Origin of the sequence: Trinickia sp., from assembly GCF_051953405.1 — a bacterium.
GTDB lineage: Bacteria > Pseudomonadota > Gammaproteobacteria > Burkholderiales > Burkholderiaceae > Trinickia.
Genome location: NZ_JBQCIV010000125.1, coordinates 180,123 through 193,060, shown reverse-complemented (window position 1 = coordinate 193,060; position 12,938 = coordinate 180,123). Strand labels below are relative to the sequence as shown.

Here is a 12,938-nt window from a genome sequence, read left to right as displayed (position 1 = left end):
AGTTGAATGAGGCCGGGCGATTGCTGCCGCTATTGGCTAGCGGGCGAGCAACGCTTGCAGATGCGCGAACATCCGTGCGGCGTCCGGCTCGACGCCCGCGAAGAGGCGAAATGCGTCGACCGCTTGGTACACCGCCATGCCGCCGCCTGTCAGCGTGCGACATCCGATCCGTTCGGCGGCCTCGATGAGTGCCGTGCGAATCGGGAAATAAACCACGTCGGCCACCCAGAGCGCGCGATGCAGGAATTGAGCGGGCAACGGCATGCCTGGAAGCTTTGCCATGCCGGTCGGCGTTGCGTGGATGAGGCCGGTAGCATCGCGTAGGGCGGTTTCCAATGAGCCACCCGAATCCACCGCGGCAGCGGGGAATCGAGCCTGCAACTCCGCGGCGAGCGAGGCGGCGCGCGCTTCGTCCACGTCGAACAGCGTCAAACGGGCGGCACCCATGGTCAGGGCGGCGTGGGCAACCGCGGCACCGGCACCGCCGGCGCCGAGCTGCACCACCCGCGCGAGCGATGCACCGGGCAATCCATGCTCGAACGAGCGCTTGAAGCCGGACCAGTCGGTGTTGTGGCCGATTCGTTTGCCGCCCTCGAAGCGAACCGTATTGACCGCCCCCAACGCGCGCGCGTCATCCGATAGTTCGTCGAGCAGGGGGATCACCGTTTGTTTGCACGGATAGGTGATATTCAGGCCGTCGAAGCCCATGCGTTCGGCGGCCGTCAGCAGATCGGGCAAGGCGCTCGGGGAGAGGTCCAATGCCTCGAGATCGATACGCCGATAGACGTAAGCGAGCCCCTGTTGCCGCCCTTCTTCTTCATGCATCGCGGGACTGAGCGAGCCCTTGATGCCCGAGCCAATCAAGCCGACGAGGATAGAGCGCGTGCTCCGTTGCGTTGCCGCGCTCATTGCCCGGCCTCCCGCTTGCGCGCCTCGTTCGCCTTCAGCACCTCGGCCATCCGTTCCAGCGCCAGCACATAGCCTTGCGTCCCGCAGCCGACGATGATCGCTTCCGCAATCGGAGAAACGTACGAGTGGTGCCGGAAGGCTTCGCGCTTGTGCACGTTCGAAATGTGAACCTCGATCACGGGCTTATCGATCGCCTTCAACGCGTCGGCCAGCGCAACCGACGTATGGGTGTAGGCGGCGGGATTGATGACGATGCCGTGCACGCGCTCGCGCGCCTCGTGCAGCCAATCGATCAACTGATGTTCGGCATTGGACTGCCGAAAGTCGATGGCGAGACCGAGCCGTTCGCCGGCTTGCCGGCAGCGCTCGGCAACATCGGCCAGCGTCTCGCTGCCATAGATGGCCGGCTCTCGTGTGCCGAGCAGGTTGAGATTCGGTCCGTTGAGGACCAGCACCGAAGCGAATGTCATGGCAATGACTCCATTGCATTGTTAAGGGAACGCTGTACGAAGGACCCGTGCGGTGTTCCGAATGAAACGAAGTGTGCCGCCGGCCGGGTCATAAGTCATTCTGGGGTTTTCGCTAATTTGTACCAACTAGTTAGTTCACGTAAAGTGCGCCGTATTCGTGCCGGCATCCGCCGCATCGTCCGTGCGCCTGTATTCGTCCGATCAACGGGCGGGGAAGCGGCGCCTGGAACTTCGTTTGTTTGTTCATTCGCACCGAGCACAGCGCTCTACACCGCCCATGCAGAACCGACCTGTCTCTCCCGCCGACGCACCGCTGCAGCGGTCGATCGCGACTGTCTCGATCAGCGGCACGCTGGCCGAGAAGCTGCGCGCCATTCGCACCGCCGGGTTCGGATGCGTCGAGATCTTCGAGAACGATCTGCTTTACTACGACGGCACGCCGGCCGATGTCCGTCGGATGTGCGACGATCTCGGGCTGAAAATCGTGCTGTATCAGCCGTTTCGCGACTTCGAAGGCGTCGACGCGCAACGCCTGAATCGCAACGTCGAGCGTCTCAAGCGCAAGTTCGACGTGATGCATGCGCTCGGCACGGACCGCTTGCTCGTGTGCAGCAGCGCATCGAGCGATACGATTTGCAACGACGCGTTGATCGCGGATCAACTCTCGGTATTGGCGCACGAAGCGCAGGCAGCGGGTGTGACGGCTTGCTACGAGGCGCTGGCATGGGGACGACACGTCAAGACGTACGGTCACGCATGGCGACTCGTCGATGCCGTCGATCATCCGAACCTCACGCTGGCGCTCGATAGCTTCCACACGCTCTCGCTCGTCGATTCGCCGGTGCACATCGAGTCGATACCCGGCGAACGGATCGGATTCGTGCAGATTGCGGATGCGCCGCGCATCCAAATGGACGTGATCGAATGGAGCCGCCACTACCGATGCTTTCCGGGGCAGGGCGATTTCGCCCTAGCTGAGTTCACCGCCCACGTGATCAAGAGCGGGTACCGCGGGCCGCTCTCGCTCGAGGTGTTCAACGATGGCTTCCGCGGTGCGCCGCCGGCGGCGACGGCGGCCGATGGCTACCGCTCGTTGCTGTTGCTGGAGGCCCATACGCGGGCCTTGTTAGGGGGCGAGACCGCTGCCGATACCGCTACCGATACGGAGACATTGCCGCTTTATGCGCCGCCTCCGGTGACGGAGCATCTCTCGACGCAATTTTTGGAATTCGCCGTCGATCCGCTCTCGCGCGGCCATCTTGTCGATTGGCTCGAAAAGTTGCGCTTTAGGCGCGCGGGGCGGCACCGGTCGAAGGATGTCGCGCTATACCAGCACGGCGCGGCGGCGATCGTGCTGAACGCCGAGCCCGATTCGTTCGCCAGCGCGTTCTTTGAGCAACACGGGCTCTCGCTTTGCGCATCGGCGTTTCGTCTCGACGATGCGGAGCAGGCGCTCGAGCGCGCCGCCGGTTTCGGCTATGCACCGTTTGCCGAGCGCATTGGCCCGCGAGAACGCGTCGTACCTGCCGTGCGTTCCCCCGACGGCAGTATTAACTACTTAGTGAATGAAACGTCGGGCCAGCCGACCCTGTTCGAAGCGGATTTCATATTGACCGATGTCGATGGGCCGAGCGAAGTCGGACCGTTAACCGGCATCGATCACGTGTGCTTGGCCTTGCCGATGGGCGCGCTCGATAGTTGGACCTTGTTCTTGAAGGCCGTGTTCGGGATGGATGCGCAGCCGACCGTTACCGTGCCGGATCCATACGGGCTGGTGCGTTCGCGCGCGTTCAGTCACCCGGGCGGTTCACTGCGCATTGTGCTCAACGCGTCGGCGGACGGGCATACGGCGGTGGCCGAGGCGGTGCATGTATACGGCGGAACGGGGCTGAACCATGTCGCGTTCGGCACGGACGATATCTTCCGTGCGGTGTCCGAGTTGAAGGCGGCGGGTTTGCCGCTGTTGCACATTCCGCGCAACTACTACGACGATCTCGAAGCCCGCTACGGGCTAGCTGAAGCGTTCCTCGCGAAGTTGCGCGCGCACGATCTGCTTTATGACCGAGACGAGCGCGGTGGCGAGTTTATCCACGCGTACACCGAGACGCTCGATCAACGGTTCTTTCTCGAAATCGTAGAGCGGCGCGGGGGATACGACGGCTATGGCGCACCGAACGCCGCGGTGCGCTTGGCCGCTCAGGCACGCCAGCGTCAAGGCAGCGGGGTGACCTAGTTCCCCCTATCCGCTATCGCTATGCCATCGCGCAACTCGTACGCGCCGCTGGGCCCGGCGCATTCCTTCGCTTTATCACAAAGACCGCGGGCACCACTCGCGGCGATGACCCTTGGAGATTGGAGAAAGACGCATGATGAATACTTCCGGCACTCAAATCGGCCGCACGACGATCGCGGTGGCTGTCGCGGCAGCGGCGCTCTCGTGGACGCCCGCCTTCGCACAGAGCAGCGTGACGCTATACGGCGCCGTGGATGACGCGTTGACGTACGTCAACAACCAGAAAGGCCACTCGAACGTTTATCTGCGGCAAGGCAACTTGTATGCATCGAAGTTCGGGCTGCAAGGCAAGGAAGACCTCGGCGGCGGAACGCTCGCGATTTTCGATCTCCAGAACGGCTTCGACTTGAATACCGGCGCGCTTTCGTCCTCGGGCCTCATGTTCAATCGGCAAGCCTACGTCGGGCTTCAAAACGCTCGCGTCGGGACGTTGACGGCGGGACGCCAATACACCCCGTACTACATGTTCGTCGGCCCGCTCACCGGCAGCTCCTGGCTCACCGGCGCAACCGGTGCGCATCCCGGCGATATCGACGGGCTCGACACGACGGTGCGGATCAACAACTCGCTCGTCTATACCTCGCCAAGCTGGGGCGGCCTGCAAGCGAGCGCCATGTATGCATTCGGCGGCATTGCCGGCAGTACGGGGCTCGGGCAAACCTACAGCGGTGCCCTGCGTTATTTGAATGGCCCGATCACCCTCGCACTTGGATACTTGCGCATGGACAATGCGCAGCGTACGACCGGTTTCGATCCGTCGTCGACGGGCAGCTTCGGCGTGTCGGCACTGAATACGGGCTACGCTTCGGCGAACGCGGTGCAGCACATTGCGGCTGCCGGCAACTACACGCTCGGCAATCTCGTTTTAGGGCTGTCGTATTCGAACGTCGAATATCAGGCGGGCGGACATTCCCTGTTCCACTCGACCGCCGTGTTCAATACCTACGCCGCGCTCGCGTCCTATCGCTTCACGCCCGCATTCGACGTCGGCGCTGGCGTGGCGTACACCGCGGCATCGAAGGCCAATGGGATTAGCAGTGCGGCGCGCTACGCACAATATTCGTTGAAGGAGGCATATCACTTGTCCAAGCGCACGACGCTGTATGCGCTGCAGGCCTATCAGCACGCAAGCGGGCAGACGCTCGGCAGCGCTGGGGCCGGCAATATCGTCGACGCGGCGCCGTCGGTCGGCGATTCGCAAAACGGCACGCCGTCGTCCACGCATGCGCAGTTCGTCGGCATGTTCGGTATCGCGACGTTGTTCTGACGATCGATTAAGCGGCTCGGTTTTCGCGCATCGGAACGAAGGTTTCGATGCGCGAAACCGGCGTTTAGCGCTTTAAACCGTGCCGTCCTCTTCGCGGAAAATCCGCTCGGCAAGATGGAACGCGGAATTGGCGGCCGGCACGCCGCAATAGATCGCGCTCTGCATGAGCACCTCCTTGATTTCGTCGCGCGTCACGCCGTTGTTCTTCGCCGCGCGCAGATGCAATGCCAATTCTTCCGAGCGATTGAGCGCCACCATCATCGCAATCGTCAATAAGCTTCGCGTATGGCGCGGCAACGCTTCGCGCGTCCAAATCTCGCCCCACGCATAGCGCGTGATCAGATCCTGGAACTCGCTCGTCAAATCGGTGCGGTTGGCCAGCGCACGGTCCACATGGGCATCGCCGAGCACGGCGCGCCGCACTTGCATACCTGCTTCGTAACGCTCTTCGTCTTTCATGGATAGGATTCTCGGATCGATTCGAAAACGGGAGATCACGCACGCGCCGCACGATACCGTTCGAGGACGGCATCGACGAACCGGCATGCCTGTCCGCTGTAATTGGCGGGATCGAGCAGGGCGTCGAGTTGCCGCTCGTCGAGCACGCGCATGACATCGGGGATATCGGCGAGCACCTGGCGCAGAGGCCGGCCGCTATCGACCGCTTCGCGCGCCGCGTGTTCGACGAGTTCGTGCGCCCGCAAACGCCCCAGCGATCCGCCCAGTGCGAGCATGACGGCCTCGCCCAAAATCAGGCCCTGCGTGAGGTCGAGGTTGGCCGATAAGCGCGCGGCATCGATCTCGAGACCCTCCACGATCTCCGTGATGCTCGCGAGCGCGCCGGCCGTGAGGCGAGCAATGTCGGGCAGCGTTTCCCACTCGGCTTGCCAGCCGCCCAGGGCGCGTTCGTGTTCTTGCACCATGGCACTGAGCATCGTCGCAACAAGGGGCGGCACGCGCGCCGCGGCCGTCAGGACCGCCGCGCAGCCCACGGGATTGCGCTTGTGCGGCATGGTCGACGATCCGCCCTTACCCGACGCAGACGGCTCGCTCAACTCGCCGACTTCGGTTTGCATTTGAAGCGAAATGTCGCGCGCGATTTTTCCCAGCGTGCCCGTCAGCAGGCCGAGCACGCTGGCGGCTTCGGCGATGCGGTCGCGTTGCGTATGCCACGGCACGCTCGGCAACGGCAACGATAGCGCCTCGGCCAGCGCTTGCGCGACGCGCTGCGCCGCATCGCCCAGGCTCGCTAATGTGCCGGCCGCGCCGCCGAACTGCAGGGCAAGCGCGCGCGCTCGCAACTGACCGAGCCGCTCGCGGTGCCTTTCCATCGCATCGAGCCATTGCGCGAACTTCAAGCCCAATGTGATCGGCAAGGCCTGCTGCAGCCAAGTGCGACCGACCATCGGCGTCTCGCGGTATCGCATAGCTTGCTGCGCGAGTGCGGCGCATAGCGCATCGACACCCGCTTGAATCAAATCGAGCGCGTCGCGCAGTTGGAGCACCGAGCCGCTATCGATGATGTCTTGACTCGTCGCGCCCCAATGCACGTATTTCGCCGCTTCGGCCGATTGCGCGCCGACGCACGCCGTCAATTGCTTGACGAGCGGGATGGCGAGATTGCCGGCCCGCGCGGCACCTTCCGTCAGCGCGCCAGCATCGATTCGATCGGCGTGGCACGCCGCGACGATCGGCGCGACGGCGTCGACTGGAATGACGCCGGCTTGCGCGAGCGCGCGGGCGAGCGCGGCTTCGACATCGAGCATGCGCTGCACGGTCGCTTTCGGCGCAAACACTGCGAGCATCGCCGCGGTCGAGGTCAGTCTGTCGTTGAGTCGTCCTTCGTACGCGAACATGGGAGCGGATTGAAACAAGCAAAGGGAGCGTGTGAGGGGGCGGGCGATCGATTCCCGCGCAAGATCGGGCTCCGTTCGATCCGTATCGTTGTGCGATTATCGAACATTCTTATCGATATCGAACGAATTTCTCGATCCTATGCTTCGGCGTGACCGGGGTCAAGCCTACGCGCTATACCTACGCATAGTACCGGCGCGTTGTATCGAGGCGGGACGCCGTCACCGCTTGCCTTTGCCTGATGGGGCGGAACGCTTGGGCGATGTCTTCGTCTGGGGCTGGCCTTTTGGCGCGCCTGCACGAGTCAGTTCGCGCAGAATGTCGGCCAATGCTTCCACGGCTTCCGACGGTTTTCCTGCGCTGCGGCGCAAGAGGCCGACGGGTTCCTCGGCATTGGGAAGCGCAAGCGGCAGCCTCGCCAATTCGCCGCGCATGAGGTCGTCGCGCGCCGCGAATGCCGGTGTGATCCAGATCGCGTCCGAGCGTCGCGCTAGCAAGCGTGCGACGGAGACGGACAGCGTTTCCGTGCAATTGGCCGGGACATGCAACGCATGGGCGTCGAAGAACGCGTCGATATGGACCCTCGGGACGGTGCCGGCGGGCGCCACGACGAGCGGAAACTCGAGCACCGCTTGCGGCGACGCCCGGCGAGCCGCGAGCAGCGGGTGCCGTGGGCGGACGGCCATGACGAGCGGCTCCGCATACAGCAATTCGAAGGATAGCCCCTGCATCGTCGCGGGCTCGGTCATTCGTCCGACGACGCAATCGAGCTGCCCCGCCTTCAGCGCGGAGAGCAGCGGTTGATTCGTTGCGGTATGAAGGCGCACGCCCGTTTGCGGATGAAGCTCGCGAAGGCGCACGAGTGCGTCGGGCAAGACGCCGCTCGCAACGGTCGGCAGTGCGCCCACCGTCAGAATGCGCACGGGCGGCGCCGCGGGGCCCTGCAGCGCCGCGGCGGCCGATTCCATCGCTTGGGCAACGCCAACGGCGTAGCGAAGGAAGTGCTCGCCGGCGGGTGTCAAGCGCGCGCCGTGTCTGCCGCGTTCGACGAGCCGCACGTGCGCAAGCGATTCGAGTTCGTTCAACGTCTTCGATACGGCCGGCTGAGTCAAATTCAGTCGCTCGGCGGCCCGCCCGAGATTGCGCTCGCGAGCGATCGCGAGAAAGCAACTGACATGACGAAAGCTGATTTTGGTTTCCATTACTACAGGTTATGGATCGGCGGAACAGAAGTCAATTTACGCGCGCGGGCTGGGGCAATACAGTGGGCGTCGAGCATAGCCGGCCACGCTAAGCGCAAATCCCGCGAGCTTGGCCGCATCCACCCATTCAGAGGAAGAGGAGAGCGACGATGTCGGATCCACAACCGGCCGCTTTAGGCGGCACCTATGGCGATTTCGCCCAACGCGATACGGCCTCGCATCCCGCGGCCTATACGCCGGGCTACAAAACGAGCGTGCTGCGCTCCCCGCGCAACGCGCTGATTTCGACGCTGAACACGTTATCGGAGCGGACGGGTCCCGTCTTTCGCGCCGACGAGCTGGGGCCGCTCGACAACGACCTCATCTTGAACTTTGCGAAGGACGGCTTGCCGATCGGCGAACGCATCGTCGTGCACGGTTATGTGCGCGACGAATTCGGCCGCCCGGTTCGGAACGCGCTGGTCGAAGTCTGGCAGGCGAACGCCGGTGGCCGCTATCGGCATCGCAACGACAAATACATTGCGCCGATCGATCCGAACTTCGGCGGCTGCGGGCGCATGCTGACCGACGAGAACGGCTATTACGTCTATCGGACGATCAAGCCGGGCCCCTATCCGTGGCGCAACCGCATCAACGACTGGCGCCCGTCGCATATTCACTACTCGCTGAGCGGCGACGGCTGGGCGCAGCGCTTGATCACGCAGATGTACTTCGAAGGCGATCCGTTGATCGCGCAATGCCCCATCATCAAGACGCTCCCGAGCGAAGAACAGGTACGCGGGCTGATCGCGCTGTGCGACACCGGTAACAACATCGCGCTCGATAGCCGTTGCTATCGCTTCGACATCACGTTGCGAGGCCGGCGGATGACGTACTTCGAGCCTTCTAAGCAAGGCGCCCAAGGAGCCCAACGATGAATCGTCCACTCTTTCCCGCAGTGCCCGCTTTTGGGCCGGTTCGTTTTCCCGAAACAGCGTCGCAGACGGGCGGCCCCTATGTCCATATCGGACTTGCGCCGCAGCAGGCCGGTTTCGACATCTTCGAAAACACGTTCGGCGACGTACTGGCGACGCCCGAGACGCGAGGCGAGCGCATCGCGATCGAGGGCCGCGTGTTCGACGGCTCGGGCACGCTTGCACGCGACGTGCTCGTCGAACTATGGCAAGCCAACGCGGACGGCCGGTACGCGCATCCAGGCGATGACCGCGCGTTGCCTCTCGATCCGTCCTTTCGCGGATGGGGACGGGCCGGCGCGGATTTCGAAACCGGCGTATTCCGTTTCGACACGATCAAGCCCGGCCGCGTGCCCGGGCCGGCCGGCGCGCTGCAAGCCCCTCATGTCTGTCTTCTCCTATTCGCACGCGGCATCAACGTCGGCCTTCATACGAGGCTTTATTTCAGCGACGAAGCCGAATCGAACCGCAGCGATCCCGTCCTGACGGGCATCGAATGGGAAGTGCGGCGCAGCACGTTGATTGCGCAACGCGGCGAGCGCGATGGCACCGCCGTGTATTCGCTCGATATTCGGCTGCAAGACACGCCGGACGGGGGCCGAGAGACTGTGTTCTTCGACATCTGAGGCCGTCTCGGACGAAGATGGTGTGCTCGATAATCGCACAGTATTTCGATAATCGGCGTTGACTGCGATGGAGCGGACCTCTACATTGGTCGTCAACCCGATGCCGGAGGCGCTTCCCGCAGGCGCAAACACCGATGATTGATAAGACTTTTTCCTCGCTCGAAGCCGCCGTTGCCGATATCGCCGACGGTGCCACCGTCATGATCGGCGGCTTCGGTTCGGCCGGCCAACCGGCCGAACTCATCGACGCGCTCATCGCCCAGGGCGCGCGCGAACTCACGATCGTGAACAACAACGCGGGCAACGGCGAAGTGGGCCTCGCCGCGCTGCTCAAGGCACGGCGTGTGCGCAAGATCATTTGCTCGTTCCCGCGCCAAGCCGATTCGCAAATCTTCGATGCCCTGTTCCGCGCCGGCGAGATCGAACTCGAACTCGTTCCGCAGGGCAATCTTGCGTTGCGCATTCAAGCAGCCGGTGCCGGCTTGGGTGCGGTGTTCACGCCGACCGGCTACGGCACGCGTTTGGCCGAAGGCAAGGAAACGCGCGTAATCGACGGCAAGCCCTATGTGCTCGAATATCCGATTAAGGCCGAATTCGCGTTGATCAAAGCGCATCGCGGCGATCGCTGGGGCAATCTCGTCTACCGCAAGGCGGCGCGTAACTTCGGCCCGATCATGGCGATGGCCGCGACAACGACGATCGCGCAAGTCTCGGAGATCGTCCCGCTCGGTTCGCTCGATCCCGAAACGATCGTCACGCCGGGGATTTTTACGCAACGCGTCGTGGCCGTCCCGCAAGCGGGCGCACTCGCCCATGCCGCATGAGGAGCTTGCGATGAACAAATGGACCCGCGATCAAATCGCCCAACGCGTTGCTCGGGACATCCCGGAAGGCGCCTACGTGAACCTCGGTATCGGCTTGCCGACGAAGGTCGCCAATTACTTGCCGGCCGAGCGCGAAGTGTTTCTGCATAGCGAGAACGGCCTGTTGGGCATGGGCCCGGCACCCGCCCCTGGCGAGGAAGACGCCGAACTCATCAACGCGGGCAAGGAGCCTGTGACGCTGCTCGAAGGCGGGGCGTTCTTCCATCACGGCGATTCGTTCGCGATGATGCGCGGCGGCCATCTCGACATCTGCGTGCTCGGGGCTTTCCAGGTATCGAGCACGGGCGATTTGGCCAATTGGCACACGGGTGCGGCGGACGCGATTCCGGCCGTGGGCGGAGCGATGGATTTGGCGATCGGCGCCAAGCAGGTGTTCGTCATGATGGATCATCTGACGAAGTCCGGCGAATGCAAGCTCGTGCCAGCGTGTACGTATCCGCTGACGGGGATCGGCTGCGTCGATCGCATCTATACGGATTTGGCGGTGATCGATGTGACGGAAGCCGGCCTAGTCGTCACCGATATGGCTGAAGGGCTCACATTCGAAGCGTTGCAGGAAGTGACGCCGGTGCCGCTCTTGCGGTCGTAAGCGACAAGCGCATCGATAGAAACGCGATGCAAAGGCGGCTCGGATGTCGAGCGATTCCGCATCGTTTCGCACCCTTCGTACCCTTCGCATTTCAGTTCATTGGAGACGGCCAGCATGCAACAGGCGCAAGGTATCGCCTATACGGTCGCGGGCCCGGATGGCGCACCCGCTCTCGTCCTTTCGAATTCGCTCGGCACGACGATCGAGATGTGGTCGCCTCAACTCGACGCGTTATCGAAGCACTTTCGGGTCGTTCGTTACGACACGCGCGGGCATGGCGCTTCGATTGCCCCGGCGGGCGAATACACGCTCGATACGCTGGGGCGCGACGTGCTTGCCGTGCTCGACGCGCTAAACATCGAACGCGCGCATGTTTGCGGCATTTCGATGGGCGGGTTGACAGGGCAGTGGCTCGGCGTCCATGCCTCGGACCGCATCGATAAGTTGATCGTCGCCAATACCGCGGCGCGCATCGGAACGTTGCAAGGGTGGCGCGATCGGGCGGCGCTCGTGCGCGAGCGCGGCATGGACGAGGTGGCGAGCGGGGCGGCGGGGCGTTGGTTCACGCCGGCGTTCGTGCAGCGGCAGCCCGAGGTCGTGCAGCGCATGACGGATCGATTGCGAGCAACACCGAGCCAAGGATATGCCGGGTGTTGCGATGCCTTGTCGGTAGCGGATCTGCGTGACGAGATCGCGAAGATAACCGCGCCGATGCTCGTGATCGCAGGGGCGAGCGATCCGGTGACGACGCTCGACGATGCGCGCTTCATCGTCGAGCGCGTGCCGGGCGCACGAATGGCGACGCTGGAAGCCTCGCACCTGTCCAACATCGAGGCGGCGCAAGCGTTCGACTCGACCGTCCTCGCGTTTCTGATGGAATCAGACGGCCAGTAGCGCGAGTTCCTGCGCCCCCTCGCGCAATACGGGAAGAATCCGGCTCTCCATTTCCGCGATCGATATGCGCGCCGCTTGCACACCGACGTTGAGCGCGGCGCTGACCTGGCGACCGGTGCCGATAATGGGAACGGCAATCGAGCGCAGGCCGATTTCCAGTTCTTGATCGACGAGTGCATAGCCGTTGGCGCGCACGGATTCGAGCGTGCTGCGCAAGCCCTCGCGCGAGACGATCGTGCGGGGCGTGTATTGAATGAGTTTCGTGCGATCGAGATAGGCGTCGAGCGCTTCGTCGCTGAAGTGGGCCAGCAGCACGCGACCCATCGACGTGCAATAGGCGGGCAAGCGGCTGCCGATATGCAGGTCGATCGACATGATGCGCGAGGTGGATGCGCGCGCGATGTAGAGGATTTCGTCGCCGTCGAGAATGGCCACCGAACTCGATTCGTTGAGCGTGGTGCTGATATGGCGCAGAACGGGTTGTGCCGCGTGCGCGAGCGGCGTCGTAGCGAGGTAGGCGTGGCCGAGCTTGAGTACGCGGGGACGCAGCGAGAACAGACGATTGTCTTCCTCGGTCACGAAACCCAGCTTAGTCAAGGTATAGAGGCAGCGTCTCACCGCGGCGCGAGGAATGCCGGTGCGCTGGCTGATCTGAGAGGTGGTCAAGACGCGACGCTCTTGCGAGAACGCTTGCAGGACAGCCAGGCCGCGTTCGAGCGAGGTCATGAAATTCGGATCGCCGGCCGATGTCGATGTCGATGCCGCTTCCGATGCCGACCGCGCTTCAGAGGGCGAAGGCTCGATCGCTTCCGACGGCTCGACGCTGTCCGCGTGCGATGGCAGTTCGTCGCGGCGGCTCGTTCGTTTCATGGACATTCCTTGAAGTGTGCGGGTGTTGCGAGACCCATCGTGCTTTGGCGCGGTGTTGCCGGCCGCTGCCGTGGGATGTCGGTGCTGTGCTGCGTGTGCTGCGTATTGTAGTTCGATAACCGCACCA

General features: G+C 63.4%; 13 protein-coding genes. 7 read left to right on the top strand and 6 right to left on the bottom strand.

From position 1 onward, the window contains the following. Nucleotides 1–36: 36 nt before the first annotated feature. The gene (locus ACTHN9_RS22575; RefSeq protein WP_440538999.1) at nt 37–909 is read right to left on the bottom strand and encodes a shikimate dehydrogenase; all 873 of its coding nucleotides are present in this window, start codon (nt 907–909) and stop codon (nt 37–39) included. Next, entirely contained in the window at nt 906–1,379 is a 474-nt protein-coding gene (gene aroQ / locus ACTHN9_RS22570) for a type II 3-dehydroquinate dehydratase (protein WP_440538998.1), read from the bottom strand. Before aroQ ends, ACTHN9_RS22575 begins: the two co-directional genes overlap by 4 nt. Before the next feature lie 313 nt (nt 1,380–1,692). Here aroQ and ACTHN9_RS22565 point away from each other — a divergent pair, with 313 nt between their 5' ends. Further along, nucleotides 1,693–3,612, top strand: coding sequence for a bifunctional sugar phosphate isomerase/epimerase/4-hydroxyphenylpyruvate dioxygenase family protein (locus ACTHN9_RS22565; RefSeq protein WP_440539053.1), 1,920 nt, complete (start codon nt 1,693–1,695; stop codon nt 3,610–3,612). A 136-nt stretch (nt 3,613–3,748) separates the two neighbouring features. Continuing rightward, the gene (locus ACTHN9_RS22560) at nt 3,749–4,939 is read left to right on the top strand and encodes a porin (protein WP_440539052.1); all 1,191 of its coding nucleotides are present in this window, start codon (nt 3,749–3,751) and stop codon (nt 4,937–4,939) included. Between the two features lie 72 nt (nt 4,940–5,011). Here ACTHN9_RS22560 and pcaC read toward each other — a convergent pair whose 3' ends face one another. The 3 genes from pcaC to ACTHN9_RS22545 form a co-directional block, all read right to left on the bottom strand. After that, nucleotides 5,012–5,398, bottom strand: coding sequence for a 4-carboxymuconolactone decarboxylase (gene pcaC, locus ACTHN9_RS22555; RefSeq protein ID WP_440538997.1), 387 nt, complete (start codon nt 5,396–5,398; stop codon nt 5,012–5,014). Between the two features lie 35 nt (nt 5,399–5,433). Further along, nucleotides 5,434–6,795 (bottom strand): 3-carboxy-cis,cis-muconate cycloisomerase, encoded by a 1,362-nt coding sequence (locus ACTHN9_RS22550; protein ID WP_440538996.1) that lies wholly within the window; start codon nt 6,793–6,795, stop codon nt 5,434–5,436. A gap of 219 nt (nt 6,796–7,014) precedes the next feature. After that, nucleotides 7,015–7,995 (bottom strand): LysR substrate-binding domain-containing protein, encoded by a 981-nt coding sequence (locus tag ACTHN9_RS22545; RefSeq protein ID WP_440538995.1) that lies wholly within the window; start codon nt 7,993–7,995, stop codon nt 7,015–7,017. 149 nt (nt 7,996–8,144) lie between these two features. Here ACTHN9_RS22545 and pcaH point away from each other — a divergent pair, with 149 nt between their 5' ends. From pcaH to pcaD, 5 genes are all read left to right on the top strand, one after another. Further along, nucleotides 8,145–8,912, top strand: a complete 768-nt coding sequence (gene pcaH, locus ACTHN9_RS22540) for a protocatechuate 3,4-dioxygenase subunit beta (protein WP_440538994.1) — start codon at nt 8,145–8,147, stop codon at nt 8,910–8,912. Continuing rightward, nucleotides 8,909–9,574 (top strand): protocatechuate 3,4-dioxygenase subunit alpha, encoded by a 666-nt coding sequence (pcaG, locus tag ACTHN9_RS22535; RefSeq protein ID WP_440538993.1) that lies wholly within the window; start codon nt 8,909–8,911, stop codon nt 9,572–9,574. The genes pcaH and pcaG overlap by 4 nt, the downstream gene beginning before the upstream one ends. A gap of 134 nt (nt 9,575–9,708) precedes the next feature. Next, a complete protein-coding gene (locus ACTHN9_RS22530; protein ID WP_440538992.1) occupies nt 9,709–10,398 on the top strand; it encodes a 3-oxoacid CoA-transferase subunit A in 690 nt (229 codons plus the stop codon). A 10-nt stretch (nt 10,399–10,408) separates the two neighbouring features. Continuing rightward, nucleotides 10,409–11,047 carry a 3-oxoacid CoA-transferase subunit B gene (locus tag ACTHN9_RS22525; RefSeq protein WP_440538991.1) on the top strand — a complete coding sequence of 213 codons (639 nt, stop codon included), beginning with the start codon at nt 10,409–10,411 and terminating at the stop codon, nt 11,045–11,047. Nucleotides 11,048–11,161: 114 nt separating this feature from the next. After that, nucleotides 11,162–11,941 (top strand): 3-oxoadipate enol-lactonase, encoded by a 780-nt coding sequence (gene pcaD, locus ACTHN9_RS22520; RefSeq protein ID WP_440538990.1) that lies wholly within the window; start codon nt 11,162–11,164, stop codon nt 11,939–11,941. Here pcaD and ACTHN9_RS22515 read toward each other — a convergent pair. After that, nucleotides 11,927–12,811 (bottom strand): IclR family transcriptional regulator domain-containing protein, encoded by an 885-nt coding sequence (locus ACTHN9_RS22515; RefSeq protein ID WP_440538989.1) that lies wholly within the window; start codon nt 12,809–12,811, stop codon nt 11,927–11,929. The two genes, pcaD and ACTHN9_RS22515, sit on opposite strands and share 15 nt — an antisense overlap. Between the last annotated feature and the right edge of the window lie 127 nt (nt 12,812–12,938).

What these genes read in the sequence shown, in the direction of transcription:
- ACTHN9_RS22575 (WP_440538999.1), bottom strand. Translation starts at nt 909, where the DNA reads ATGAGCGCGGCAACGCAACGGAGCACGCGCTCTATCCTCGTCGGCTTG.
- aroQ (WP_440538998.1), bottom strand. Translation starts at nt 1,379, where the DNA reads ATGACATTCGCTTCGGTGCTGGTCCTCAACGGACCGAATCTCAACCTG.
- ACTHN9_RS22560 (WP_440539052.1), top strand. Translation starts at nt 3,749, where the DNA reads ATGAATACTTCCGGCACTCAAATCGGCCGCACGACGATCGCGGTGGCT.
- pcaC (WP_440538997.1), bottom strand. Translation starts at nt 5,398, where the DNA reads ATGAAAGACGAAGAGCGTTACGAAGCAGGTATGCAAGTGCGGCGCGCC.
- ACTHN9_RS22550 (WP_440538996.1), bottom strand. Translation starts at nt 6,795, where the DNA reads ATGTTCGCGTACGAAGGACGACTCAACGACAGACTGACCTCGACCGCG.
- ACTHN9_RS22545 (WP_440538995.1), bottom strand. Translation starts at nt 7,995, where the DNA reads ATGGAAACCAAAATCAGCTTTCGTCATGTCAGTTGCTTTCTCGCGATC.
- pcaH (WP_440538994.1), top strand. Translation starts at nt 8,145, where the DNA reads ATGTCGGATCCACAACCGGCCGCTTTAGGCGGCACCTATGGCGATTTC.
- pcaG (WP_440538993.1), top strand. Translation starts at nt 8,909, where the DNA reads ATGAATCGTCCACTCTTTCCCGCAGTGCCCGCTTTTGGGCCGGTTCGT.
- ACTHN9_RS22530 (WP_440538992.1), top strand. Translation starts at nt 9,709, where the DNA reads ATGATTGATAAGACTTTTTCCTCGCTCGAAGCCGCCGTTGCCGATATC.
- ACTHN9_RS22525 (WP_440538991.1), top strand. Translation starts at nt 10,409, where the DNA reads ATGAACAAATGGACCCGCGATCAAATCGCCCAACGCGTTGCTCGGGAC.
- pcaD (WP_440538990.1), top strand. Translation starts at nt 11,162, where the DNA reads ATGCAACAGGCGCAAGGTATCGCCTATACGGTCGCGGGCCCGGATGGC.
- ACTHN9_RS22515 (WP_440538989.1), bottom strand. Translation starts at nt 12,811, where the DNA reads ATGAAACGAACGAGCCGCCGCGACGAACTGCCATCGCACGCGGACAGC.